Origin of the sequence: Streptomyces sp. 7N604, from assembly GCF_052245475.1 — a bacterium.
GTDB lineage: Bacteria > Actinomycetota > Actinomycetes > Streptomycetales > Streptomycetaceae > Streptomyces.
Genome location: NZ_JBQQBX010000027.1, coordinates 1 through 21706, shown reverse-complemented (window position 1 = coordinate 21706; position 21706 = coordinate 1). Strand labels below are relative to the sequence as shown.

The following is a 21706-nucleotide window of genomic DNA, read 5'->3' as shown; positions in this document are numbered from 1 at the left end:
GGCCGGACCGTCAGAGGTGGCCGGCCGTCAGAGGTGGCCGACCCGTCAGAGGCGGTGGGCTCGTCAGAGGCCGAGGACCGCCGGGTCGGAGGCGAACTCACGGAAGGCGGCGCGCGGGTCGGGCACCAGCCGCCGCTCCCGGAGGTCCATGATCCCGCCGACGCTGCTGAGCTCCGCGACCAGCTCGTCGCCGCGGCGGAAGGACTGCTCGACCCGGAACGTCTTGCCTTCGCCCCACACGAACGCGCAGGACACCTCGACCTCGTCGCCCGCGCGCAGCTCGCGGTGGAACTTGATCGTGCTCTCCAGGTTGACCGGTCCCACGCCCTTCTCGACCAGCTCGCTCTGCCGGATTCCGGCGGCCTGGACGAGGCTCCAGCGGGCGTGCTCCGCGTACTGCGTATACACGCTGGTGTTGAGGTGCCCCTGTGAGTCCGTCTCGTAGCCACGGACGGTGATCCGAACGGTGAACGGCTGAGTCATGCCGCCATCCTCGCGCATGGCGAGCCGGGGACCGCGGGCAGTTCCCCGAACTCCCCAAACAGATTTTCCCCTCCTGTCGGCCCGTCAGGTCTCGTGCGTGTAGCGGACGTAGAAGACGATCAGCCCCATCGACAGGCCCAGGATCAGCCCGAGGAATCCTGCCTTCAGCCACGTTTCACCGCTGAGGCTGAGCAGGTAGCCCATCGCGATGCCGAAGAGCCCTCCGTACGCGGCCGCTCGGCGCTCCCGTGGCAGCCGGGTCTGCGCGGCCGCGATGAGGAACGAGAGCACGGCGACCACGGCGCCGCCCACGAACGAGTCCAGCATGATGCGGGTGTTGGACGCGCCGTTGTTGCTGGTGAGGAAGGCGGCGTAGAGGCCGTAGGCGATTCCCAGCAGCAGCGGGACGGCCACGAACGCCCTCCCGTGACGGCGACGTCCGGGCAGGGCGGGGGCCGTGGGTTTCGTGGGTATGCCGGGCTGAGCGGATGCGGACATGGCGGACTCCTCTCTCCACCCTTCTCACACCAGGGCACACCCGACGGGCCCGGGAAGCAACTGGATCAGTGGATCAGGCAGTCCGCTCGCGGACCAGGGACCCCAGCCGGCGGTACGCGGCCTGGACGAAGGTGCCGCGCAGGCTGGGGGCGGTGCCGGCCACCGCGGCCAGGGCGACACCCGCCTGCGGGGAGAAGCCCGCGAACGCGGTGAAGCCGCACGTACCGCCGGAGTGGAACAGCAGGTCGTAACCGGGGCGGGGGCCCCGCCCGGGGAAGGAGCGCAGGTTCCAGACCAGGCAGAGCCGGTCGCCGGTGCGCGGGACGGCCAGGCGGGGGCGGCGTACGTCGTGCAGGGCAGCGGCGAGGGACGAGGCGGCGGCTGTGGTGGGGGCCCGGTCGGGGTGGAGGTGGGCGTCGAGGTAGCGCAGCAGGTCGGCGGCGCTCGAGGCGAGACAGCCCGCCCCGGGAAGGCCGGGGATCCGCCACGTCGGCACGGGCTCGCCGCGGCGGCGGTGCCCTGTCGCGCGGTCCGCGGCCGGGGCAGCGGCCGTGGCTGTGGCGGTCATGCCGAGGGGAGCGCAGACGCGGTCGGCGATCAGGTGCTCGTACGTGTCCCCGGCCGCCTCGGCGAGGAGGCGTCCGAGCAGGCCGACGCCGAAGTTGGAGTAGTGCACCCGCCTGCCGGGGCGGCTGCGGGGCCGGGCGTGCGCGATGGCGCGGAGCAGTTGCTCGGGGGAGTAGCCCGCGTACGGGTTGGTGCCCCAGCGGGGGAGGGCTACGGGGTAGAGGTTGGCGGGGAGCCGCGGCAGGCCCGAGGTGTGCGTGGCCAGGTGCAGCAGGGTGATGCGCCGGGCGGAGGGGTGGCGGGGCGCCGCGCCGGGGGGCAAGTGGGCGGTGATCGGGTCGTCGAGGCGTACTTCGCCGCGCGCGGCCATGTCGGCGAGCAGCAGCGCGGTGAACGTCTTGGTGAGCGAGCCGATCTCGAAACGGGTGTCCGGCCCGACCGCCCTGACACCTGGGCCGTGGCCGGTGCTGCCGTGGCAGAACAGCGCCTGCTCGGGGCCGCTGATGGCCGCGGCGACGACGGCCGTGCCGTGGGGTACGGCGCCGGTCAGAGCCGCGAGCCGTCCCTGCAGGTCCGTGGTGCTCGTGTCCGTACGGCTCGGGTCCGCGGGGGTCAGGTCCGCGGACCACAGCTCCGTACGGCTCGGGTCCGTGCGGTCGGCGGGGTCCGCGGCGGGAGGCGGCCCCGTCAGCGCCCGCGCCTTCCGCGTACCGATGATCACCTGGTCACGACCGTACGGTGGCAGGCGCGGGCGCGGGCGCGCCGAGCGTGCGGGACAGCGTCAGGGTGCCCGCGACCGCCGCTACGACCGTGGTGTGCTGGTGGGTCTTGAACGCCTCGGCCGGATCGCCGGACACCGGGTCCGCGTCGCGCGGCAGCATGCCGTCCGGGTGCTGTTCCGCGGCGATCTCCGCCCAGACCACGGGGTCGCAGTACGGCTCCTCCAGGCAGGCGCCGACGATCAGCAGCTCCGTCACGAGGTCCCACTGCGCGACCTCCTTCCAGATGTCCGTCCAGACCGGCAGCCAAGTGGCCAGATAGGACTGGAGGTTGGGCGGCAGAGCCTCGGGCCGCGCACCCCAGTCGGTGATGTGGAAGACGGTGTGGGTGAGGCAGTACGCGGTCATCCAGTCGATGGCCCACGGCTCGGGCGCGCGGCCGAGCCAGGTGCCGGCGGTGAGGGCATCCCAGTCCTGCTCCTGCTCGGTCGCGAACCCGGCGATGCGAGTCGCGTTGGCGACGGCGAGGCGGCGGTTGGGCATCATCTCGGCGGCGTGGCGGGAGCGGAGGCCGTTCAGATGCTCAAGGAGCCGCTCCAAGCGCCGGTGGCGGTAACCGGCCCGTACGAAGTGCGCGTAGACCTCCAGCGGATCGGTCATCAGCGTGTGCCGCAGCTGCCTCTCGTACAGCAGGTCTCCCTCGCGCAGCTGTTGCCACGCGAAGTCGAGCAACATGCGGGCGGTCCGGGCCTCTCGGGGGCCCGCGACTCCCTCGCGCAGGATCAGGGAGCAGGCCAGGGCCGTCTCCGCCAGCGGTTTGTAGTCGCTGTTGGGGTCGGCCAGGTCGGCGGTGCTGTCGGCGGGCAGGCCGCCGTACGTCTCGGACCGCCGGAGCCAGTCGAAGGCCCGGGTGGCCACCTGGTGGGCCGTCGTCGTCACCGGCGCACTCATCGGCCCGCCCTCCGCAGCATCCACTGACCGATCGTCACGTCCAGTGCCGTACGCGCGTCGCCGGGGCGGAACAGCAGCACATGGTCGAGCAGGGGTGCCGGGTCCAGCGGGCTTCCGGCCCCGCTGATCCGAACCAGCGCCAGCCAGCGCGCGAGCCCGGCCGCGGTGGCGGGGTCGCGGCGCAGCATCGAGCGCGCGGCGCCGCGGGCGAGGGCGCGTACGTGGCGGCGCGCGGCCTTGTGCACCGGGCTGTCAAGCGCGGCAAGCGCGTTGGGCTGACCCGGCTTGCTCGGCTGCCTCGGCTTGCTGGGCTGGCCGGGCTGGCCGGGCTGGCCGGGCTGGCCGGGTTTGCGGGGCCCGTCCGGCCCGGGCAGGGCGAGCGGTGCCAGCTGCGCCATCCGTACGGACCAGCTCTGCCAGCCGGTGCCGTCCTCGCCGCCGGGCTCTTCCAACGTGTCGCCGGGCTGCGGCGCATCGAGGACGGGCCGGCCGGACGAGGCCAGCACCCGGGCGGTGGCCCAGTCGCGCCACGCCATGACCAGGGCGTCGGCCGGGCCGGCCCCTACGAGGGGGAACAGGCGATGCGCCTCCGCCACCGCGTCGGCCTCCTCCGCGCCGACCGGCACACCCCTCAGGACGTACGGCGCGAGCGCATCGGCCCCGAGTGCCCGTACGGCGGCCAGCGCCGCCTTGATGTCGTCCGCGTTCCGCAGAAAACCGGCCAGCAGGCCCGTGTCCTCGGCACCCTCAAGGGCACCGAGGACACGGCTTGCGAGCTCCTCAACCGCCTCCGCGTACTCCGCGCGCGGCGCGGTGCCGGTGACTGGCATCCGCTTGTTCACCTCCACCAACTGCACCACGGGCGGGGCCTGTTGTCATTCCGAGGGCGGTTCGATTGAGCGTTGTTGCTGGGAACTCGGGACAGGTCTTCTGCTACTTGTCCTTGCGCTCCTTGGGCTCCTTGGGCGACAGCAGCATCGCAAAGGCTTGCGCTGCCTCCGGGGTGTACTGCGGGGCGTCGCTCACGGCCGATTCCTGCCGGACCGTGAGCTCCATGACCGCTGCGTCTTCAACCGGGGCAGCGAGGCCGATGCCGAACGGACGGGTCGTTTCCTGGGTACGCATGGCGTCCCTCCTTGAACAGGCCATCCCTCGATGGCGCTTGCATCTCGACGCTAAGCGCACCCCTGAAAGATCACAAAAGGTGCAACTCAGGCGGGTGAACGCCTATTCGGGACCGCCGTTACCCAGCGTGATCAAGGTCTGGTGGCTCCGGTCTGAACTCCCCTGCACCGGCGGGGAGTTGGAGGGCCGCCGCCTCTAGACCACGATCCCATGCAGGGCCGCGGGAGCCGCAGGTGCCGTAGGCGCCGTGCCGTCGAAGGCCTGCCACGCTGCGGCCAGACGGCGGACGGCCTCGGTCAGCAGGTCGGTTGAGGTGGCGAAGTGCAGCCGCAGATATGGACGGCTGCCGCCGAGGGCATCCACGGTCGCGCCCGGCAGCACGGCCACACCATGCCGCATGGCGATTTGGGCGAACGAGACGCCGTCACCGTGGGGAAGCTCTACCCAGAGGGTCTGGCCTCCGGCGGCGGGCGGACACCTCCAGGAGGGCAGCCGACGGGCGAGCTCGGCCCTCAGGTGGTCGTGGCACAGCCGCAGCTGCTCGGCCCTCCGCTCGCGCAGCTCCTCGAAACCGGACACCAGATGAACTGCCGCCAACTGGGCCGGCACGTCCGTGCCGAGGTCGTGGATCGCCTTGAGCCGGGCGAGCCGGGAGATCAGCGGGACAGGTCCGCGGACCCATCCGACGCGCAGCCCGCCCCAGACCACCTTGCTCAGCGACCCCACGCTGATCACATCGCCGGCGTCACCGAACGCGGCCAACGGGCGCGGCACGGCGCCGGGGTCGTCCGAGAACGTCAAGTCGGCGAGCACCTCGTCGTCGACGAGCGGCAGGCCGAGTTCGGCGGCCGCCGCCACGAGCCGGCGTGCAGCCAGCGGAGGCAGCACGGCGCCTGTCGGATTCTGGTAGGAGGCGATCACGTACGACAGCACGGGCCGGTGCTCCGTCATGGCCCGGATCGCGGCGTCGACGTCCACGCCGTCCGGTCCTACGGGGATGGGGTGCAGCGCCGCGGCGGCCTCCCGGAGCAGATCCAGGGCACCCGGATACGTAGGGGCCTCGACGAGTACCGGGTCGCCGGGTGCCACCAGCAGTCTGGTCAGCAGCGACAGGGCCTGCTGCGCGCCCGTCGTGACGAGGATCTGCCCGGGTGTCGTGGCTATGCCCCGCGCGGTGTACCGGGCGGCGAGTGCCTCCCGCAGCACAGCGAGGCCGGCGGGGTGGTAGCCCAGGTCCCTCGTGGGGAGGGTGATCGACGCGTAGGCCCGCGCCAGCTCCTCAGGAGGGCCGTCTGGAGCGGCGCAGCTGAGCAGGATGACGTCGTCGGGCTGTTCCAGCAGGTGCAGGAAGAGCGGGTTGGACGTTCCCGTCGCCCGCGGTTCCGGAGCGAGCGCGGCGGCGGCGACCTGTGTGCCGCTGCCCTGGCGCCGTACGATCCTGCCCTCCTGGCGCAGGGTGTCGTAGGCGGTGACCACGGTCGTACGGCCGACCGCGAGGGCAGCAGCGAGGGTCCGGTCCGGGGGCAGAGCGGCCCCGGGCGGCAGCAGTCCCTCATCGATCAACTGGCGGAAACGGGCGGCGAGAAGAAGGTGGAGCGGGCCGCGCCCGGCGGACCAGCGGCCGAGCATGGCGACCAGAGACTCGATTGGCTCCATAAGCAAACCAATTTCCCTCATTGGCTCTGTCGAGGCAACCCGGCCGACAGCAAGACTGAACGGCATGAGCCTTCACCACCTTCACCGCCTTCACCCGGAGACCCGCACCGTTCACCAGCACGTGCCGCTTCCCACAGGCAGTAGGCCCTTGGGAGTTCCGATCTACCAGGGGCACGTGTTCTCGTTCGACGACGCGGACCAGATGGCCGCGGCCTTCCAGGACCCGGACGCGGCCTTCCTCTACAGCCGGCTCGGCAACCCGACCGTGCGGGCGCTGGAGGACGCCGTCGCCGGCCTCGAGGGCGGCACGGCCGGCCTGGCTTTCGCCTCGGGAATGGGCGCGATCAACGCCGTGCTGCTCGGGGTGCTGAGCTCGGGCGACCATGTGATCGCCCAGCGCTGCCTCTACGGGGGTACCTACGCCGTGCTGAACGACCTGGCCGAGCGGTGGGGAGTGGAGGTGACCTACGTATCCGGTGACGACCCCGCCGAAGTGCGGGAAGCGCTGCGGCCTCGCACCCGCCTGCTCTACCTCGAGACGATCGCCAATCCGACCACGCAGGTGGCCGACCTGCCGGCGCTGATCGGCGAGGTCACCGCACACGGGGTCACCAGCGTCGTGGACAACACCTTCGCCTCACCGATGCTGTGCCGACCCCTGGAGCACGGCGCCGACATCGTCGTCCACTCGGCGACGAAATACCTCGGTGGGCACGCTGACGTCCTCGGCGGGGCGGCCGTCTTCCGATCCGCCGAGCTGCATCGGCGCATCCGGGACCACGCTGTCGAGCAGGGCGCCTCGGCCGACCCGTTCGCGGCCTGGCTGACCCTGCGCGGCATGCAGACTCTGGCGCTGCGGATGGAGCGGCAGTGCGCCAACGCCCTCACCCTCGCCGAGCGGCTGGCCGCCCACCCCGGCGTCTCCCGCGTCCGCTACCCGGCTCTGCCCGGCCACCCGGACCACGCGACCGCCCGGCGGCTGCTGGCCGCGGGTGGTGGGGTGCTGGCCTTCGAGCCGGCCGGCGGGCGGGAAGCGGGCCGCACCTTCATCGAGGCCGTACGGGTGGCCTCGCTCAGCCCGTCGCTCGGCGACGTCAAAACCTTCGTCATGCATCCGGCGAGCACCTCGCACCGGCAGCTGGACGCCGGGGCGCTGGCGGCGGCGGGCATCGGGGAGGGCACGGTCCGACTCGCCGTCGGCATCGAGCACCCCGACGACCTGTGGGCAGACATCGAGCAGGCGTTGGCCAAGGTCGCCTGAAGGGCGGTCGCTTCACCGACAGCCGTCGGCCGTATTGCGCCGGGCTACTGAGCAGGGCGAGGCCGCCCGAACCGAGCCCGCGCCGCCCGGCACGGCCCGTACGAGCGCGGTCCGGCGAAGTCCTCGCTGAGGTGGTGTGATCCCCGAGGCGGTGGACGAAATCAACGGTCCCAGCGCTGAGTCAACAGCCTCTTGTCCTGCCGCTATCTCAATCTGTGCCGGAGTTGGGCGGAGAGCTCGGCTGCCGCGTCGCGGAGCGCCTCGGTGAAGGTCCGCCGGAGGTGCTCGCCCGGGGTACCGGCGCGCTGGGCGACCGCTGTGGTGCGTACGGCGGCGGGGTGGTCGATGCGGATGACGGCGATGGCCGAGGGGATCGCCGGCACGGCGAGTCCGGGAACCACGGTGATACCCAGTCCGGCGGCCACGAGACCGAGCTTGGCGACCCAGTCGCGCGCGACGAAGGCGATATCGGGCCGCCAGGAGGCCTCGCTCCACGCTCCGAGGAGTGTTGCGCCCGGCTCTGTGCTTGCGGTGATCCATCGTTCGTTCCGGAGCATCGCGGTCGTGACGCTTGCTCGGCCGGCGAGGGCATGGTCCGGCGGGGCCGCGATGAGCAGGGGGTCGTCCAGAAGGCGGATCACCTCGACGCCGTCCGGTGCCTGCTGGGGCTGGGTCACCACCGCCAGATCCAGGCGTCCTCGCGCGACAGCGGTGAGCAGACGGGGACTCATCCCCTCGCGCAACGGTATCTGCGTGTGCGGTTCCTGCTCGGCGAGGGCGGCCAGCGCTCGGGGGACCAACGCCGCGAGGGCGGTGGAGAAGGCCCCGACACTCAACCGGCCGGGCGGGCGGGCGTCGAGGTCCTGGAGGTCTTGGCGGGCGGCGTCGAGCTCACCAAGGACCGCTTCGGCATGACGAAGGATGATGCGGCCCGCTTCGGTGGGCTGGACGCCGCGCGCATGGCGTTCGAACAACGCCTGGCCGGCTGCCTGCTCCATGAGCGAGATCTGGCGGGAGACGGCCGACTGTGTGTACCCCAGCCGCTCGGCCGCCGTTGAGAACGAGCCGCGGCGGGCTGCCTCGCGGACCACGCGCAGGCCCAGAATCGTGAAGTCAGCCATGCGAGATATTGATAGCAGATATGCCAGACCGTCGTTTGTGGCATGGGTGTGGCATGCCTAGCCTCATTCGCATGGGTACTACGGAGAACAAGAAGCTGCTCCAGGACATCTTCGACGAGATGGCCCGTGGAAACACGCGCGCGATGAGCGAGGCGATGGCCGACGACTTCCGGTGGGTCGTGCCGGGAAACTGGTCATGGTCGGGGATCTGGGGACCGAAGTCGGTGGCTCTGGACGAGTTGCTGCGGCCTCTCATGGCCCAACTCACCGATTACCGCAGCGATGCGGACCTCATCATCGCCGAAGACGACCGCGTCGTGGTCCAAGCCCGCGGATACGCCACCACCAAGCGCGGTGATCCCTACCACCAGACGTACTGCTACATCTTCCGAGTGGCCGACGGGCAACTCGTAGAAGTGGTCGAGCACTGCGACACAGCGCTGGTCGAACGGGTCCTCGATGCCCCTGTCCGGACGTCGTAACGAGCGTTTGGGCCGCTGATTTCCTCCACCGCCTCGGGATCACCTAGAAGCCCGTCCACCCAGGCCTTGCGGACGGACGCCGTCCTTGGGCCATTTCGCGAAGTAGCCGTGCACCGTGGCCCAGGGTGGGAAGTCGTGCGGCAGGTAGCGCCAGGGGATGCCGGGAGCGACGGTCCTCCGCTCTCCGCTCGCCGAGGCCGGGGCCCGCAGCTCCATGGCTATACTCCGGCTTCCACCAGTACGCCCACCAGCACCCCCACCAGTACGCCCAGCCTGCCCGGACGGGGGAATGGCGTTGCTGACCGCGGCGGCAACGGCTCTCGCCCCACGGGCAAGGGCCCGGGTAATTGACCCGCCATGCGTTGCGCCGCGACCCCCGTGCCCACTGGCTCCTGTTGATCCTCGGTCTCACCGATACGTGCTCATACCGTTGCTCTCACATTCGACGGCGGGCCCGACTCAGCCTGGACTCCCCGCCTGCTCGAGCTGCTCGCGGAGCACAACGCCCACGCCACCGCTCTGCCCGTGCCGGACTGGAGCCGGCCCTCACCCAGAAGGCTTTTACGCGGGCGCTGCGGGCGTTCACACGCGACTGTCGCGCCTGCCGCACACCGCATCCACGGCCAGCCGCTGCGCCGATGACTGGGAGGCCGGCCGGCGCGCCGCCGAAGACGGCTACCTCCTGGTGGCCGCCGACTCGCCGGACCGGCCTCTGAACAAGGGCGCTCTCCTACTCGACCGCCGCATGTTCGATGTCCTCGAATGCATGCCGACCGTGCCGGGTGCGATCGGCGCGTTCCGTCGCCACGCGCTGTTGGGCGTCGGCGGCGTCAGTGAGGACACCTCGCCGAGGACACCGACCTCACCATGGCGCTGTGCCGGGCCGGCTGGCGGGTCGTCTACGAGGAGTCCGCCATCGCCTGGACCGAGGCGCCGGCCTCATTGCGGCAACTGTGGAAACAGCGCTACCGCTGGTGCTACGGCACCCTCCAGGCCATGTGGAAGCACCGGCACGCCATCGTCGAGCCCGGCGCCACGGGCAAGCTCGTCCGCCCGCGGCTCAGTTACCTCGCGCTCTTCCAGACCGTACTGCCGCTGGTCGCGCCAATCCGGCTCGGTGCGGTGCGCTCGGCCCTGTCCGTCGGTGGGGCCCGGCCGGTCAGCGACCGTCCTGTTCGGTGGAGACGCCGAGGAGCAGGGTGGGCAGGAACATCCGTTCGAGTTCTCCCGGCGGTAGCCGATCGGGCTCGACGTAGCTCTGCGCGAGGCCGCCTTCGCGCATCGCGACGAGCAGTCGCGCGAGTTGGTCGGGGTCGACGTCGATCCTGCGGCCGGCGCGGCGGATGACGTCGAGGAGCAGCCGGGAGATCTCTGCGCGTAGCCGCGCGTCGCGCCCGGCCAGCACGCGCGCGGCCTCGGGGTTGCGGATCGCGTACAGGGTGAACTCGGTCGTCACCAGATACCAGGTACGTTCGCTCGGCTCCACCTGTGACATCAGCTGGGTGAAGCGGTCGAGCGCCAGCGCGTCGCTGCCCGCCTTCTCGACCAGGTCCGTCAGCCGCGTGATCACCCGTTCGCTGTGCGCGTCGAACAGGGCGAAGAACAGGTCCTCCTTGGTGCGGAAGTTGGAGTAGAAGGCGCCCCGCGTGTAACCGGCCCGCTCGCAGATCTGCTCGATCGTCGCCGCATGGAACCCCCGCTCAGCGAACGTCTCCAACGCGGCATTCAGCAGTGCCGCCATGGTCTGGGGGCGTCTCTTCGTCGCGCCTCTGGGCATCGCACTTCTTCCTACGCCTTGACGTTGTCTCGGGACCTCGGTCAGGATACGCGGGCGTATCCGATACACCGATGTATCCCATAGGCCGGACGGTCGTCCACCGATCTCAGGGAAGCGCCATGACAACCACCGTGCAAAAGTCGGCTTCGGCTGCCGGTCCCAGTCCCGAGGGTCTCGCGTTTCCGAAGCCCCCGACGTTCGCCTCGGTCGAGGCGGAGCGGAAGTACCGCAAGGAGCAGCTCGCCGCCGGCTTCCGGCTGTTCGGCAAGTTCGGCTTCTCCGAAGGCGTCGCCGGCCACATCACCGTGCGCGATCCGGAGAACCCGCAGGCGTTCTGGGTCAATCCCTTCGGCATGAGCTTCAACCAGATCAAGGCGTCCGATCTGATCCTGGTCGACCACGCCGGTGCCGTACTGCACGGTGACCGCCCGGTGAACCGGGCGGCCTTCGTCATCCACTCGCAGGTGCACGCCGCCCGTCCGGACGCGCTCGCCGCCGCGCACGCACATTCGCTGTACGGCAAGGCCTTCGCCAGCCTCGGGATTCCGCTCGCTCCGATCACTCAGGACGCCTGCGCGTTCTTCGAGGACCAGGGCCTGTACGCGGACTACCAGGGCGTGGTCAGCGAACTCGAGGAAGGCAAGCGGATCGGAGCGGCACTTGGCCCCCACAAGGCGGTCGTTCTGCAGAACCACGGCCTGCTCACCGTCGGTCAGTCGGTCGCGGAAGCGGTCTGGTGGTTCGTCACCATGGAGCGTTCCTGCCAGGCCCAGCTGCTCGCCATGGCCGCCGGTACCCCGAAGCACATCGACCGCGACGTCGCGCTGGCGACCCGGGAGCAGATCGGCACACACCGTGCGGGCTGGTTCCAGGCCCAGCCGCTGTGGGACCAGATCGTCGCCTCGGACCCGGATCTGTTCGACTGACCGGCGCGGGCGGGCCGGCCGCCCGGTCACAAGGAGGTGGACGGCGTGACCGTACCGTTCTTTCCCGGGTTCGAGGCGTTCCGGTGCGAGACGGCCGGTGTGACGATCAACGGGGTGATCGGTGGAAGCGGCCCGCCCCTGCTCCTGCTGCACGGCTGGCCGCAGACCCACGTCGTGTGGCATCGCGTCGCTCCGCTGCTGGCGCCGCACTTCACGGTGGTCGCCACCGACCTACGCGGCTACGGCGACAGCGGCAAGCCCGCCGACGGCCAGGGCCACGAAGGTCACTCCAAGCGCGCGATGGCGCGTGACCAGGTTGGGGTCATGACCTCGCTCGGGTTCGACCGCTTCGCCGTGGTCGGTCACGACCGTGGCGGCCGCGTCGGCCATCGGATGGCCCTCGACCATCCAGACGTGGTGTCGAAGCTGGCCGTGCTGGACATCGTCCCGACCCGCCGGGTCTACGCCGAGATCTCGAAAGAGCTGGCCAGCGTCTACTTCCACTGGTTCTTCCTGATCCAACCAGCGCCCCTGCCGGAGACACTGCTCGCCGGGAACGCCGAGTTCTTCCTGCGCAACTGGGCGTTCCGCGGCCACGTCCCCTCCGCCGTCACCGAGGCGGCCTTCGCCGAGTACCTGCGCTGCTTCACGGACCCCGCCACTTTGCACGCGATGTGCGAGGACTACCGTGCCGCAGCCACCATCGACCTCGAGCACGACGCGGCAGATCACGGCGTCGGCCTCCGCTGCCCGGTCCTCGCCCTCTGGGGCGCCCAAGGGGCCATGGAAGCCCTCTACGACGTACTCGACACCTGGAAGGAATGCGCGTCCGACGTCCGGGGCAAGCCACTGCCGGGCGGCCATTGGCTGCCCGAGGAGCTACCCGGCGAACTCGCCGCGGAGCTGCGGGCTTTCCTGGCCTGACCCCGGGCGGACAGGCCCCGCCGCGGGCTACGGCCTGGCCGACAGCGACGTGAGGCGTCGCGTGCTGTCCGTGCGGGACTTCGCGGAGACGGCCTAGGGTTGGCCCACGGTCTCGGTCGAACCGTTCGCAGAACCAGGGGAGGCGCCGTGCGAGCGGCCGTACGGGCGGGAATCGCAGGCCACGTCGTCGCACTGACGGCCCTCGTCACCGGATGCGCCGGCCCGCAGGCGCCACCGGATCCGCAGCGTCCCGCCGTGTCGGAGGCCCCGCCGGCCGGACCCTCCACGGCACCCGGCGTCGACGGCACAGCCGCCCCGGACCGGGTCTTCACGGAAGCCGAACTGAAGGCCGCACTCCTGCCCGCCGGGGCGTTCGGCACGCGCGCACGGGTGACCGGGACGGATCTGGGGGTCTTCGGCCGGTACGGGGGCGGCGACTGGAGCCAGTGCAGGGCCGGGGACGACCTGCGCGAGGAGCTGGCCGGCTTTGAGGGGGCGAGCGCCCAGCAAACCGTGCGCCTCGCACCCGGCGCGGAGGCCGGCCGGATCGTCACCGTCCGACTGGTGTCGATGCCCGCGGGGCGCACCGAGCGCTATCTGGAGATCCGGCGCCGGCTCCACGAGACCTGCCCCGATGTCGCCGTCGACACGGAAGCCGCCCCCGTCCGGGAGCACCACGAAGCCCGGGAGATCCCTGACCTCGGCGACGAGGCACTGCTGGAGATCTCGCGGGTCACCGGCGGTGACGAGTACGACGGAAGCCCGGCCTACGCCGTCGGCGTTCGTGTCGGCGGTGTGGTCGCCATCGTGAGTGCCGCACGCGACCGGGGCACCTGTGTTTCGCTCGCCGCGCGGGCCGCCGGACGGGTCCGCTCCGAGCTGTATCGGGCGGACAGTTAGGCGGTTTCGTCGGGATCACCGGGCAGAACAGAGGAAGATGCCCGCGACGTGCGGTCCGGCCAGGTGGATAGCCGCGGTCTTCTCGTTGCGGGTGGCGATGCCGCGCAACTGCTTGAGGCGATTGATGCACCGCTCGACGGTGTTGCGCCGCTTATAGGCCCCGCGGTCGAAGGCGGGTGGTCTGCTGCCGCGGCTGCCTCGCCGCAGCCGGTGGCCACGCTGAACAGGTGTCGAGTTGGAGCGTGACGCCAAGGTCGCCCCAGCGAGCTGTGCAGCGCGGACGGGCACGCACGGGGTTGATGACCTCAACGTTGAGGTTGGCACTCGGTTCTGCCTGCTGACGAATGGCGGTCGAAGAGACGCCCGAACGCCGTGTAGTCATTGCCGCGGTACAACGGCGAAAGATCCATGACGTACCGCCACGGCTCTTGGTCGTACCAGTCGTTGTCGGCGCACGGTTGGCGAATCTCGATGCAGCCATAGATGTCCGTGCTCACGCGGAAGAGGCTGAGGCGCAGCCCGTAGCCGCATCCCGGCGGAACGCCGTGCACCAGCCTTGGTCGCGAGCTCGCTCACGCACCGCGCGGCTGCAGCGGTGTCTCGGCCCGGAGGCACCTGTGATGTCACAGCAGACCCGTCTTCTTCGTGACCCCTGCCTGTCGCGTGACGTTATCGGACATGGCCATTCAGATGGGGCACATCGAGAGGAACACTAATGCACAGGTCTGCCTACGAGCAGATGGAACTCTGCGTGAAGGAGTACATGCCGACAAACCGGCGGCACCGGGTCGTGGATCTGGGATCGCGCGTGTCCGACAAACAGACGGTCACGCACAAAGACATGCTCGGTCAGCACGACATCGACTATGTAGGCGTCGATGTTCTCGACGGACCAAATGTGGATGCGGTCATGACCAAGCCGTACCGCATTCCGGTGAAGTCCAACAGTGCTGACATTGTGCTCTCGGGCCAGGCATTCGAACACATCCCGTTCTTCTGGGCAACGATGATGGAGATCGCGCGCGTGCTCAAGCCCAGGGGAATGGCATTCATCACGGCGCCGTCACGCGGCCATGTGCACGATGTACAGGACTGCTGGCGCTACTACCCGGACGGGTTCCGGGCCCTGGCCGCATACTCAGGACTCGAACTGCGCGAGGCCTACACCGACTTCCCGCCGATGAAGGGAATCCGGCACGATTACACGGCCATTGATGCCAAACACGCCTACTGGGGCGACTCCGTAGGGGTGTTCCAGAAGCTCCACCGCTACCGAAGAGCGCGGATGTTCTTCGTACGCGAGCTGACTGTCTGGTGGGCCAATCGTATTGGAGGCGTCGAGGACACTCCCCTGCCCAAGCCAATCAAAGGACGCGCGCTGTGCGGCCGCCCCGCGGAGGACACCCCGTAAACCGTGTTGCAGAAGGCTGTGGGCTGGGCATTTTCTTTTGCATGGCTGGGGAGTTGAGGGCTGAGCGGGTGTGGATTGAGGTGTTCAATGGCTGCGGGTGTCGCAGTTCGGGCGGCTGCTGCGGGTGATGCGGGAACGCGGTGACGAGGGCACGGGATGGGGCCGTCCGTGGTGTCTGCCGCTGGCCGAGCGGGTGCTGTTGGTCGCTGTCTATTACCGCACGAACTTGACCATGCGGCAGTGGGCGCCGTTGTTCGGGATCTCCCCGGCCACGGTGTGCCGTGTCATTCAGCGTCTGGGTCCGCTGCTTGCTCTGGAGTCGGTCGACCGCCCCCACATAGCGGTGGAGCGGTTGTGGATCGTGGACGGCACACTGATCCTGGTCCGCGACCGGCAGGTGGCCGCCTCCAGCCGTAACTGCCGGTTCTCGGAAAATGTGCAGGTCATCGTGGACGCCGCGTCCTGTCTGGTAGTCGCCACGACGCGTCCTGTGCCGGCACCACCGCGGACGCGCAGGCCTGGCGGGCTTCCGGCCTGGCCGAGCACTGCCAGGGCGCCACGGTGCTCGGCGACGGCGCGTACATCAACACCGGCCTGCTGGTGCCGCACCGCAAACGCCCCGGACGGCCGCTGCTGAAGGGCGAGGAAGAGGACAACGCCGAGCATCGCAGGGTCCGTGCCCGCGTCGAGCACACCTTCGACGCCCGTGCCGCCGATGCCGCGGTAGCCGTTCGGGTTCTCCTCCAGGTACTGCTGGTGGCTGCTGTCGCCGGTATTGCTGCCCTGGCGGTACCGCTGTCCGTTGTGTCGGGGGAGCCGTCCCCTTCGGCTTGCTGCGTGCATGTGCAGGGCGTGGACTCGGTCGCCCCTGCTCGGGTGTTCACCGGGCAGGCTGCATCCGGGTGACCCAGGTGCACGAGACCGTACGGGAGCCTTCGGTCGGTACGAATCGGGAATAGATGACGGACCGTGTTGGTTCAGTCACAGGCAATCGGCTCCCGTGCTCGAGCGCTCAACGTAGGTCCTCGTACGCTCCACCACGCAGACCCGGTCTTACTGATCTGGGGGGATCGCCGCGGGCAATCGATGGGCGCTATGCCCCACTAGGGGCTAGTCTGTTTGCGTGAGGGTGTGTTGCCGGGTTCTGAGGCGCCCCACAGGGAGGACCACATAATGGTTCTTGCTCGGTCATGCCAGAACCGGTCGCTCCGGCTTGATGCTGCCACGGTGTGGACGCAGCCTCCGCAGCCGCACCTCGGTGCAAGTAGGTTGCCTGTCTCGCCGGACGATGAAACCCCAACTCCCAGGCACACAGTGGCAGGAGGATGGCGATGGACGGCCATGTGTTCCTAGCGTATGACTATCCGGTGCTGGGCGCCTTCTGGACCGTGATGTGGATATTCCTCTGGGTGGTCTGGCTGATGCTGCTGTTCAGAGTCATAGCCGACGTATTCCGTGACCATGACTTGAGCGGTTGGGCGAAGGCTGGCTGGCTGCTCTTTGTCATCGTCGTTCCGTTCCTCGGCGTCCTGGTGTACGTGATCACCCGCGGCAAGGAGATGGGGAAGCGCGAAACACTGCACGCACAGGCACGGCAGGAGGAGCTCGAGGAATACCTCCGCAGGACTGTTGCTGGAACCAGTGGCATGAGCGCAGCGGACGAGTTGGCCAAACTGTCGGAGCTCAAGACGCGAGGTGAGATCTCGGGGGCAGAGTTCCAGCAGGCCAAGGAGAAAATCCTGCGCTGATGCCAGGGCTCCCATCAGCGAATCGAGAAAACCATGACGACGACAACCCGACGTCAGGCCCGCGAAACCCAACAATTGGCCAGCGGGCTCGTGGCCTTCGCCGCTGTGATGCTCATCATCGGCGGTCTCCTCAACGTCTTCCGCGGCATCATGGCCATCGCAGAGGACGACATCTTCGTCACTACACCGGACTACGTCTTCGAGTTCGATGTCAGCGGGTGGGGCTGGATCCATCTCATACTCGGAGTACTGGCTGTCATAGTGGGCTTCGGGCTGTTCAAGGCCACGCTCGGGGCCCGGATCATTGGTGTTCTATTGGCCGGGCTGCTCCTGATCTCCAGCTTCCTGTCCCTGCCTTACTACCCGCTTTGGTCGATCATCCTGATCGCCATATATGGCTTCGTCATATGGGCCCTGTGCGTTGTCAGGGGAGACACGCTGGCCTCAGCATCGCAGAGGGAGCGCTGAACTGGCCCTTGAGCGAGAGTCCGCTTCATCCGACATCCCACACGGGAGATGAAGCGGACCCTTCACTAGCCTAAATGGTTCCCGGTAGTCGGCTGCTGGCACCCTTGGATCCGCCGGGTCAGAACAGCCGCATGGCAGACGGTCGCGCAGCGGCGCAAGGGATACCCAGAGGTGATCGTCGCGACGCCACCATCGCTTGCCCCAGATCGAGCTCGTGCCGTAGCCCTGGACGGTAGTGTCGGCGTGTTGGATTGCGTAGAAGTCGGCCTTCACCTTGCCGGTTGGCGGGTCAGGATGCCGCTGGCGCGGTGTCCGGCTGCTTGACCAACGGTTCCGTGGGCAGGTGGCGGGTGAACGCGAAGCCGGCGAGCGTGATGCCTGCGGTGGCCAGGATGGCCGCCTTGAGGGCGTCGAGCTGGGCGTCGGCGTACGCGTCCACGACCGCGTCGGCCTCGGACGGCGGCAGCGCGGCACGTTCGGTGGCGGCTCGTACCTGGTCGGTGCTGACGAAGCTGACCCCGGCTTGGATGGCGACGCCGACCTGCTGGTGCACCTCGTCCGAGATCGTGGGGTTGTCCTCGATCTGGCTCGTGAACGCGCTCACCAGGGCGCCGATCAGGAGGGAGCCGATGAGCGCAGTGCCGAGGGAAGAGCCCAGGTTCTGGGCGGTGTACTGCAGGCCGCCCACCTCGCTGCGGTCCGCTTCCCCGACGCTGGACTGCGTCACGTTTCCGAGCTGCGAGGCGAGCAGGCCCATGCCGACCCCCAGCACTGCCATCGCCAGCGCGAACGGGACATTGTCGATCTTCGGCTCGATGGTGGCGAGCAGCCACAGGATGGCGGCGAAAAGCACCAGTAGAGCAAGCCGCACCACCGTCCGTGGCGAGGCGATCCGGCCGAGGAGGGGGCCGGTCATGGCGGACAGCAGCATGGTGATCGACACCGGCAGCAGCCGCAGGCCGGTCTCGAACGCGTTGAAGCCCTGTACGACCTGGAGGTACAGGGGGATGGTGAAGAACAGGCCGAGCAGGATGAGGTTCTGGCTGAGCAGCATGGTCAGTCCGGAGCGCAGCGGGGGGATCGCGAACAGCGAGAACCGCACCAGCGGATCTCGCCTTCGAGCCTCCTGCCGTCTCTCCCACGCCCGGAACACATAGAGGACGACGGCGCCCGCCGTGATGACGAACAGAGTGAGGGAGAAACCGAAGACGGTGACCGGGGAGTTGCGGGGCCGCAGCCATCCCCAGGAGCTGCTCTGCAGCACGCCCAGGACCACGAGGGCCAGGCCGAGGGCGGAGAGTACGGCGCCGACGCTGTCGAGCCGGATCCGCGGCCCCGTTCGCGGGTGCTCCTCGACCCATCCCATGCAGCAGAGGATGACCACCACCACGACGACCTCGGCGGCGAAGACCAGCCGCCACGTCAGGTACGTCGTCACCCATCCGCCGAGCAGCGGACCCACCGCGATGCCCGCCCCGGCCAGCCCCCCGATGACCCCGTAGGCGACAGCCCGGTCCCGGCCCCTGTAGGCGCCGGCCACAAGAGCGGCCAGGGAGGGGAGGACCAGTGACGCGCCGAGCCCCTCGACCACCGACCAGCCGAGTGTGAGCACCAACAGGGTCGGGGCCGATGCCGTGAGTGCGGACCCTACGCCGTACACGACCAGTCCGATGGCGAACGCGCGGCGGCGTCCGAGCATGTCGCCGAGTTTCCCACCTGTGATCATGAAGGCGGCCATGACCAGGGTGTAGAGGGTGATGACGGCCTGGATCGCGGTGACCTCGGTGTCGAAGTCCTCGACCAGCTGGCTGATCGATACGTTCATCACCGAGGTGTCCAGCACCATCAGGAACTGGGCCGTCCCGAGAATGATCAGAGCCCGCCAGCGCCCCACCGCGTCGCACCTCCACAGCTTCCGCCGCGGCCTCACGGCGGATGAGCGGGACCAGAGACCACGGGAGCATAGATTTGGCTCTAACAGCGATATTTGCTGTCATCGCGGGCGTCCAGTCACCCGCACGGAGTGTGCCACCCCCCGTACGGTCTTGTGGACGCTCGCAGTCAGGAATCGGCCGTCGCCCTTCGGGGGGCGGCCCGCCGGAATGCCACAGCCAGCCCAGGCTGACCGCGGGGCAGAGCGTCAGTGCTGGAGCGCGACCTTGACGACCACGATGACCAACCCGAGGAGAAGGTTGGCTGCACCCGCGACCAGGATCAGACGACGTGAGGCGCCGGCGCGAACGGCGGCAACGGTCGCCCAGCCGACCTGCCCGGCCAGGGCGACAGCGAGTGCTAGCCATGCCGTCCCTTGAACTCCTAGTCCGAGGAGTGGACTGATCGCCACGGCCACGGCTGGTGGCAGGGCCGCCTCGACGATCGGCCGCTCGTCGGCGCACACACGGCGGAACTCCTCCAGGCTCGGAGGCTGGCGCGCCATCCGGGCTCCGAGGAGGCGTGAGAAGACGTGCGCGGCCCAGAACACCACACCGGTGCAGAGCAGCAGCACAACGAGTTGCAGCCGCGGAAACGAGCCGAGCGTTCCGGCGCCAACTACCACGGAGGCGGCGAGCAGCGAGCCGTAGACCGCGCCGCTGTAGTCGATGTGGGCGGCACCGGCCGACGGGTGGGGCCGCGAGTCCTGCGCGTGGGTCCGGTGGCTCACATTCCCAGGGTCGCCGAGCAGACCGCGCTGCGCATAGTCACAGCATGCGACGGCCAAGAGAACCGACCGGCAGCTGCTCTGCCAGGATGCACCGGCATGCCGTAACCGATACCGCGCAGGTCACATCCACTACGAATCCCGCACAGGACAGCCGGATCGGTGTCCAGCGGGGCGCGCGCTCAGCCGCCCGCCGGGGCGACGCCGATCGGGCAGGAGACCCCGGTTCCGCCGATGCCGCAGTAGCCGTTTTTATTGCGATCGAGGTACTGCTGGTGGCGCCGCCCGCTTCTCAAGTAGGCCGTTCGACCAGCTGAGACGATCGCACCCGATACGTTGCGCTGACAGGGACATTGGATCGCGCTCCGACGACTGCAACAGCTAGAGGGACCGGAAGGGTGGGACGATTCTGACGACGATGACCAGTCGGCTCCTCGGGGCGGCCAGGAAGTAGAACCAGCCGCCGGCCGCGTCCATGCGACGCAGACCACCAGGGCGTGGTCCGTTGCCGATGTCGGCGAGGTCGACACCCGTGTCGGCCAGTTCGACGAGCTGATCGGCGAGACGCTCAACCTCGGTGACGATCTCGGTCGGAATGCCTCCCGCGACGTGTGCGTAGTCGGGGTCGTACTCCCAGCGCCAGCTATGGCTCACTGTTGAGCGGCGGCGATAGCGGCGTGGGCATCGTCCAGGATGCGGCCGATCTCGGACGCGGCCTCCCGGACCTTCTCGGCGTCTCCTGTGGCCGCAACGTCCTCCAGTTGCCGCAGCCGCCGGGCCAGGTGGGGAAGTCGCTGGATGTACACGTAGGCAGCCCACTGGGCAACGAAACGCTGAAGCGGGGCGAGGTCCGAACCCTGTCGGGACTGGTCCGCTGCCTGGTCCAGCTCACGGGTGAAGGCAGGAAGAGCCGCAGGCGCGATCTGGGCCACTGCCTGCCGCAGCGCCGTCGCCGTGGCGGGCGGTTGAGGAATGAGCGGCTCCTCAGAGGCAGAGGTGGTCACGGCTTCTCCCATGAGCGAGATCCTGCTCCCTGAGCACAGCCTACTCAGCAGAAACAGCTCCTCGTCCTCCGAATGAGTGATGGCGTGCGCCTCACCCGTCCGCTCGTGCCACTCCCACGGGGCAGGCGACGCCGGTGCCGCCGATGCCGCAGTAGCCGTTCGGGTTCTTGTCCAGGTACTGCTGGTGGTAGGGCTCGGCCGGATAGAAGGTGCGGCCCTCGGCGGGGAGGATCTCCGTCGTGATCGGGCCGTAGCCCTCCTTCGTCAGGACCGGCTGGTACGCGTCGCGCGAGGCCTCCGCGGCGGACTGCTGCTCGGGGGAGTGGGTGTAGACCGCCGAGCGGTACTGAGTGCCCACGTCATTGCCCTGGCGGAAGCCCTGCGTGGGGTCGTGGGACTCCCAGAAGAGCTTGAGCAGCGCGGCGTACGGGACGACCTTCGGGTCGAAGACCACGCGGACCGCCTCGGTGTGAGCGGTCAGCCCGCTGCACACCTCCTCGTATGCGGGGTTCGGCGTGTGCCCGCCCTGGTATCCGACGAGGGTGGTCCACACACCCGGGGTCTGCCAGAACTTCCGCTCCGCGCCCCAGAAGCAGCCCAGAGCGAAGTCCGCCACCTCGAGGCCCTCGGGGTAGGGGCCGAGGAGCGGGTTACCAAGGACCGTGTGGCGCTCAGGGACCGCGAATTCGGGGGTCTCGCGGCCGCGCAGGGACTCCTCGGCGGTCGGCAGTTGCGTCTTGTGGCGGTTCAGGAACATCGGGCGACTCCTCGGCGTGGTGCGTCCACTTCGTGGAAACGCACCACCGGGCCGCAGAATTCCGCCCGGCTCGCGTCCGGATCCGGCCGCGAGCCGGGGAGGTCCGGGGAGGTCCGGGGAGGTCCGGGGAGGTCCGGGGAGGTCCGGGGAGGTCCGGGGAGGTCCGGGGAGGTCCGGCGAGATCCGTTGGGGTCCGGCGGGGATCGGCGGGTCCGGCTGGGTTCGGCGGTAGGGATGCGCCCCCGGTGGCCCCGCCCCCGCCCCCGCCC

The 21706-nt window shown here is 69.4% G+C and carries 24 protein-coding genes and 5 pseudogenes; 11 read left to right on the top strand and 18 right to left on the bottom strand.

Features of this window, described 5'->3' with window-relative positions; all coding sequences use genetic code 11:
• Nucleotides 1–63 precede the first annotated feature (63 nt).
• The 7 genes from ACTWP8_RS27405 to yczR form a co-directional block, all read right to left on the bottom strand.
• Entirely contained in the window at nucleotides 64–483 is a 420-nt protein-coding gene (locus tag ACTWP8_RS27405) for an acyl-CoA thioesterase (RefSeq protein WP_443319275.1), read from the bottom strand.
• An 84-nt stretch (nucleotides 484–567) separates the two neighbouring features.
• The gene (locus ACTWP8_RS27400) at nucleotides 568–981 is read right to left on the bottom strand and encodes a hypothetical protein (RefSeq protein ID WP_443324772.1); all 414 of its coding nucleotides are present in this window, start codon (nucleotides 979–981) and stop codon (nucleotides 568–570) included.
• 73 nt (nucleotides 982–1054) lie between these two features.
• Nucleotides 1055–2269 carry a serine hydrolase domain-containing protein gene (locus ACTWP8_RS27395; RefSeq protein ID WP_443324771.1) on the bottom strand — a complete coding sequence of 405 codons (1215 nt, stop codon included), beginning with the start codon at nucleotides 2267–2269 and terminating at the stop codon, nucleotides 1055–1057.
• A gap of 4 nt (nucleotides 2270–2273) precedes the next feature.
• The gene (locus ACTWP8_RS27390) at nucleotides 2274–3218 is read right to left on the bottom strand and encodes a DUF6895 family protein (RefSeq protein WP_443324770.1); all 945 of its coding nucleotides are present in this window, start codon (nucleotides 3216–3218) and stop codon (nucleotides 2274–2276) included.
• Complete coding sequence (locus ACTWP8_RS27385; RefSeq protein ID WP_443324769.1) at nucleotides 3215–4078, bottom strand: hypothetical protein; 864 nt, start codon at nucleotides 4076–4078, stop codon at nucleotides 3215–3217. The genes ACTWP8_RS27390 and ACTWP8_RS27385 overlap by 4 nt, the downstream gene beginning before the upstream one ends.
• A gap of 73 nt (nucleotides 4079–4151) precedes the next feature.
• On the bottom strand, nucleotides 4152–4343 hold the full coding sequence (locus tag ACTWP8_RS27380; RefSeq protein WP_443319279.1) for a hypothetical protein: 192 nt from the start codon (nucleotides 4341–4343) through the stop codon (nucleotides 4152–4154).
• A gap of 195 nt (nucleotides 4344–4538) precedes the next feature.
• Entirely contained in the window at nucleotides 4539–5999 is a 1461-nt protein-coding gene (gene yczR, locus ACTWP8_RS27375) for an aminotransferase class I/II-fold pyridoxal phosphate-dependent enzyme (protein ID WP_443324768.1), read from the bottom strand.
• Between the two features lie 64 nt (nucleotides 6000–6063).
• Here yczR and ACTWP8_RS27370 point away from each other — a divergent pair, with 64 nt between their 5' ends.
• Nucleotides 6064–7260 carry a trans-sulfuration enzyme family protein gene (locus ACTWP8_RS27370; RefSeq protein ID WP_443324767.1) on the top strand — a complete coding sequence of 399 codons (1197 nt, stop codon included), beginning with the start codon at nucleotides 6064–6066 and terminating at the stop codon, nucleotides 7258–7260.
• Between the two features lie 203 nt (nucleotides 7261–7463).
• On the opposite strand, the gene ACTWP8_RS27365 is transcribed toward ACTWP8_RS27370, so the two are convergent.
• Nucleotides 7464–8381: a LysR family transcriptional regulator gene (locus ACTWP8_RS27365; RefSeq protein ID WP_443324766.1), complete on the bottom strand. Its 918-nt coding sequence runs from the start codon at nucleotides 8379–8381 to the stop codon at nucleotides 7464–7466.
• A 71-nt stretch (nucleotides 8382–8452) separates the two neighbouring features.
• Between ACTWP8_RS27365 and ACTWP8_RS27360 the strand changes: the two genes are divergently transcribed.
• The gene (locus ACTWP8_RS27360) at nucleotides 8453–8863 is read left to right on the top strand and encodes a nuclear transport factor 2 family protein (RefSeq protein WP_443324765.1); all 411 of its coding nucleotides are present in this window, start codon (nucleotides 8453–8455) and stop codon (nucleotides 8861–8863) included.
• 66 nt (nucleotides 8864–8929) lie between these two features.
• On the opposite strand, the pseudogene ACTWP8_RS27355 reads toward ACTWP8_RS27360, so the two are convergent.
• A pseudogene (locus ACTWP8_RS27355) lies at nucleotides 8930–9025 on the bottom strand (transposase); the annotation flags it as partial.
• A gap of 252 nt (nucleotides 9026–9277) precedes the next feature.
• Between ACTWP8_RS27355 and ACTWP8_RS27350 the strand changes: the two are divergent.
• Nucleotides 9278–9505, top strand: coding sequence for a polysaccharide deacetylase family protein (locus ACTWP8_RS27350; RefSeq protein ID WP_443324857.1), 228 nt, complete (start codon nucleotides 9278–9280; stop codon nucleotides 9503–9505).
• A 91-nt stretch (nucleotides 9506–9596) separates the two neighbouring features.
• Nucleotides 9597–9973, top strand: a pseudogene (locus ACTWP8_RS27345) (glycosyltransferase); the annotation flags it as partial.
• A gap of 49 nt (nucleotides 9974–10022) precedes the next feature.
• Here ACTWP8_RS27345 and ACTWP8_RS27340 read toward each other — a convergent pair.
• Complete coding sequence (locus ACTWP8_RS27340; protein WP_443324764.1) at nucleotides 10023–10640, bottom strand: TetR/AcrR family transcriptional regulator; 618 nt, start codon at nucleotides 10638–10640, stop codon at nucleotides 10023–10025.
• 119 nt (nucleotides 10641–10759) lie between these two features.
• On the opposite strand from ACTWP8_RS27340, the gene ACTWP8_RS27335 reads away from it, so the two are divergent.
• The 3 genes from ACTWP8_RS27335 (at nucleotide 10760) to ACTWP8_RS27325 (ending at nucleotide 13390) form a co-directional block, all read left to right on the top strand.
• Nucleotides 10760–11566, top strand: a complete 807-nt coding sequence (locus ACTWP8_RS27335; protein WP_443324763.1) for a class II aldolase/adducin family protein — start codon at nucleotides 10760–10762, stop codon at nucleotides 11564–11566.
• Nucleotides 11567–11611: 45 nt separating this feature from the next.
• The gene (locus ACTWP8_RS27330) at nucleotides 11612–12490 is read left to right on the top strand and encodes an alpha/beta fold hydrolase (RefSeq protein ID WP_443324762.1); all 879 of its coding nucleotides are present in this window, start codon (nucleotides 11612–11614) and stop codon (nucleotides 12488–12490) included.
• Nucleotides 12491–12745: 255 nt separating this feature from the next.
• Complete coding sequence (locus ACTWP8_RS27325; RefSeq protein WP_443324761.1) at nucleotides 12746–13390, top strand: hypothetical protein; 645 nt, start codon at nucleotides 12746–12748, stop codon at nucleotides 13388–13390.
• Between the two features lie 15 nt (nucleotides 13391–13405).
• Here the strand turns inward: ACTWP8_RS27325 and ACTWP8_RS27320 are convergent.
• Nucleotides 13406–13612, bottom strand: a pseudogene (locus tag ACTWP8_RS27320) (IS5/IS1182 family transposase); the annotation flags it as partial.
• Between the two features lie 83 nt (nucleotides 13613–13695).
• Complete coding sequence (locus ACTWP8_RS27315) at nucleotides 13696–13887, bottom strand: hypothetical protein (protein ID WP_443324760.1); 192 nt, start codon at nucleotides 13885–13887, stop codon at nucleotides 13696–13698.
• Between the two features lie 218 nt (nucleotides 13888–14105).
• Here ACTWP8_RS27315 and ACTWP8_RS27310 point away from each other — a divergent pair, with 218 nt between their 5' ends.
• The 4 genes and pseudogenes from ACTWP8_RS27310 (at nucleotide 14106) to ACTWP8_RS27295 (ending at nucleotide 17017) form a co-directional block, all read left to right on the top strand.
• On the top strand, nucleotides 14106–14801 hold the full coding sequence (locus ACTWP8_RS27310; RefSeq protein ID WP_443324759.1) for a class I SAM-dependent methyltransferase: 696 nt from the start codon (nucleotides 14106–14108) through the stop codon (nucleotides 14799–14801).
• A 41-nt stretch (nucleotides 14802–14842) separates the two neighbouring features.
• A pseudogene (locus tag ACTWP8_RS27305) lies at nucleotides 14843–15494 on the top strand (transposase family protein); the annotation flags it as partial.
• Between the two features lie 638 nt (nucleotides 15495–16132).
• The gene (locus tag ACTWP8_RS27300; protein ID WP_443324758.1) at nucleotides 16133–16549 is read left to right on the top strand and encodes an SHOCT domain-containing protein; all 417 of its coding nucleotides are present in this window, start codon (nucleotides 16133–16135) and stop codon (nucleotides 16547–16549) included.
• 33 nt (nucleotides 16550–16582) lie between these two features.
• A complete protein-coding gene (locus ACTWP8_RS27295) occupies nucleotides 16583–17017 on the top strand; it encodes a DUF7144 family membrane protein (RefSeq protein WP_443324757.1) in 435 nt (144 codons plus the stop codon).
• A 289-nt stretch (nucleotides 17018–17306) separates the two neighbouring features.
• On the opposite strand, the gene ACTWP8_RS27290 is transcribed toward ACTWP8_RS27295, so the two are convergent.
• The 6 genes and pseudogenes from ACTWP8_RS27290 to msrA all read right to left on the bottom strand — a co-directional run bounded on the left by ACTWP8_RS27290 (nucleotide 17307) and on the right by msrA (nucleotide 21437).
• A complete protein-coding gene (locus ACTWP8_RS27290; protein WP_443324756.1) occupies nucleotides 17307–18911 on the bottom strand; it encodes an MFS transporter in 1605 nt (534 codons plus the stop codon).
• 246 nt (nucleotides 18912–19157) lie between these two features.
• On the bottom strand, nucleotides 19158–19679 hold the full coding sequence (locus tag ACTWP8_RS27285) for a hypothetical protein (protein WP_443324755.1): 522 nt from the start codon (nucleotides 19677–19679) through the stop codon (nucleotides 19158–19160).
• Nucleotides 19680–19858: 179 nt separating this feature from the next.
• Nucleotides 19859–19957: pseudogene (locus tag ACTWP8_RS27280) on the bottom strand (peptide-methionine (S)-S-oxide reductase MsrA); the annotation flags it as partial.
• Nucleotides 19958–20057: 100 nt separating this feature from the next.
• Nucleotides 20058–20330 (bottom strand): hypothetical protein, encoded by a 273-nt coding sequence (locus ACTWP8_RS27275; protein ID WP_443324754.1) that lies wholly within the window; start codon nucleotides 20328–20330, stop codon nucleotides 20058–20060.
• Nucleotides 20327–20680 (bottom strand): DUF6247 family protein, encoded by a 354-nt coding sequence (locus tag ACTWP8_RS27270; RefSeq protein ID WP_443324753.1) that lies wholly within the window; start codon nucleotides 20678–20680, stop codon nucleotides 20327–20329. Before ACTWP8_RS27270 ends, ACTWP8_RS27275 begins: the two co-directional genes overlap by 4 nt.
• A gap of 91 nt (nucleotides 20681–20771) precedes the next feature.
• Nucleotides 20772–21437 carry a peptide-methionine (S)-S-oxide reductase MsrA gene (gene msrA / locus ACTWP8_RS27265; RefSeq protein ID WP_443324752.1) on the bottom strand — a complete coding sequence of 222 codons (666 nt, stop codon included), beginning with the start codon at nucleotides 21435–21437 and terminating at the stop codon, nucleotides 20772–20774.
• Between the last annotated feature and the right edge of the window lie 269 nt (nucleotides 21438–21706).

What these genes read in the sequence shown, in the direction of transcription:
- ACTWP8_RS27405 (WP_443319275.1), bottom strand. Translation starts at nt 483, where the DNA reads ATGACTCAGCCGTTCACCGTTCGGATCACCGTCCGTGGCTACGAGACG.
- ACTWP8_RS27400 (WP_443324772.1), bottom strand. Translation starts at nt 981, where the DNA reads ATGTCCGCATCCGCTCAGCCCGGCATACCCACGAAACCCACGGCCCCC.
- ACTWP8_RS27390 (WP_443324770.1), bottom strand. Translation starts at nt 3,218, where the DNA reads ATGAGTGCGCCGGTGACGACGACGGCCCACCAGGTGGCCACCCGGGCC.
- ACTWP8_RS27380 (WP_443319279.1), bottom strand. Translation starts at nt 4,343, where the DNA reads ATGCGTACCCAGGAAACGACCCGTCCGTTCGGCATCGGCCTCGCTGCC.
- yczR (WP_443324768.1), bottom strand. Translation starts at nt 5,999, where the DNA reads ATGGAGCCAATCGAGTCTCTGGTCGCCATGCTCGGCCGCTGGTCCGCC.
- ACTWP8_RS27370 (WP_443324767.1), top strand. Translation starts at nt 6,064, where the DNA reads ATGAGCCTTCACCACCTTCACCGCCTTCACCCGGAGACCCGCACCGTT.
- ACTWP8_RS27365 (WP_443324766.1), bottom strand. Translation starts at nt 8,381, where the DNA reads ATGGCTGACTTCACGATTCTGGGCCTGCGCGTGGTCCGCGAGGCAGCC.
- ACTWP8_RS27360 (WP_443324765.1), top strand. Translation starts at nt 8,453, where the DNA reads ATGGGTACTACGGAGAACAAGAAGCTGCTCCAGGACATCTTCGACGAG.
- ACTWP8_RS27340 (WP_443324764.1), bottom strand. Translation starts at nt 10,640, where the DNA reads ATGCCCAGAGGCGCGACGAAGAGACGCCCCCAGACCATGGCGGCACTG.
- ACTWP8_RS27335 (WP_443324763.1), top strand. Translation starts at nt 10,760, where the DNA reads ATGACAACCACCGTGCAAAAGTCGGCTTCGGCTGCCGGTCCCAGTCCC.
- ACTWP8_RS27310 (WP_443324759.1), top strand. Translation starts at nt 14,106, where the DNA reads ATGCACAGGTCTGCCTACGAGCAGATGGAACTCTGCGTGAAGGAGTAC.
- ACTWP8_RS27300 (WP_443324758.1), top strand. Translation starts at nt 16,133, where the DNA reads ATGGACGGCCATGTGTTCCTAGCGTATGACTATCCGGTGCTGGGCGCC.
- ACTWP8_RS27295 (WP_443324757.1), top strand. Translation starts at nt 16,583, where the DNA reads ATGACGACGACAACCCGACGTCAGGCCCGCGAAACCCAACAATTGGCC.
- msrA (WP_443324752.1), bottom strand. Translation starts at nt 21,437, where the DNA reads ATGTTCCTGAACCGCCACAAGACGCAACTGCCGACCGCCGAGGAGTCC.